1 protein-coding gene is annotated in these 909 nt (G+C 59.4%); it reads left to right on the forward strand.

The window, feature by feature from the left end:
• Positions 1–265 (forward strand): hypothetical protein (locus AWU74_RS06245; RefSeq protein ID WP_162504937.1); only part of this gene is annotated, 265 nt, incomplete at its 5' end.
• Positions 266–909 lie beyond the last annotated feature (644 nt).

Below are 909 nucleotides of genomic sequence, written 5' to 3' on the forward strand. Positions count from 1 at the left end.
CAAGGCGAACATAGACTGCCTCGCCATGAGCGCGACGCCGATTCCGCGCACCCTGCATATGAGCCTGCTCAAAATCCGCGACATGAGCCTGCTCGCCACGCCGCCCGCAAACCGGCAGGCGATAGAGACGGTTATAGACGCATACCGCGACGATAAACGCGAGGTCGCGGGACTGCGCCCGCAGCAGTTCCGCGGCGAAGAACGCGAGCGAGCTTCCCTGAAAGCCTTCAAGCTCGCACGGGTACGCGGCGCCGGGCGCGGCTAATCCCGCGGCGAGCGAGCGGAGCGAGTTCCAGCCCGCGGCGACGTCCGGGAGCGGACGGCTGGTGTTCGGTTTGTTCACGGTGCGCTGTATCCTCTGCATACGGCGATACTTGTTCCCCGCAAGAGGGAACGAGTATCGTTCTATAGGTAAAGCCCGCGCTGAGCACGGGCAACGTTCGAGTTCTGCGTTCCCTACGGGAACGTTCGAGTTTCTTGAAGAAACTGTCGCACGCCTTCGGCTTGCTACCGAGTTTGCGCCGCTTCGCTTAGCGCAAACTCGCGGCTTATAGGCTTTGCCCCTATGCTTTGCCTATGAGTGAAGGCGCATAGGCAAGCCTATCTCTCACCGGCAGGTGAGAACGCCTCGCACGCATAGGTGGGAGTTTCTTCCTTATAGTAAGGATACTCTCCCCGCTACGGCGGTGCAACCCCTCCCGCTACGGTGGCATGCCTCCTCTCACTATAGTGGTGTGCCTCCTCTCATTATGGCGGTGCGACTCCTCCCACTACGCTGGTGCAGGTCTCCCTATTACAGTAGGGAAGGTCTCCACACTATAATAGGGAGAGTCTCCACACTATGGTGTGGAAACCCCTCACACTACAATATGGAGGCTCTCCACACTGTAGTGTGGAGAGCCTCCATAA

It is taken from the genome of Treponema endosymbiont of Eucomonympha sp., assembly GCF_001028545.1.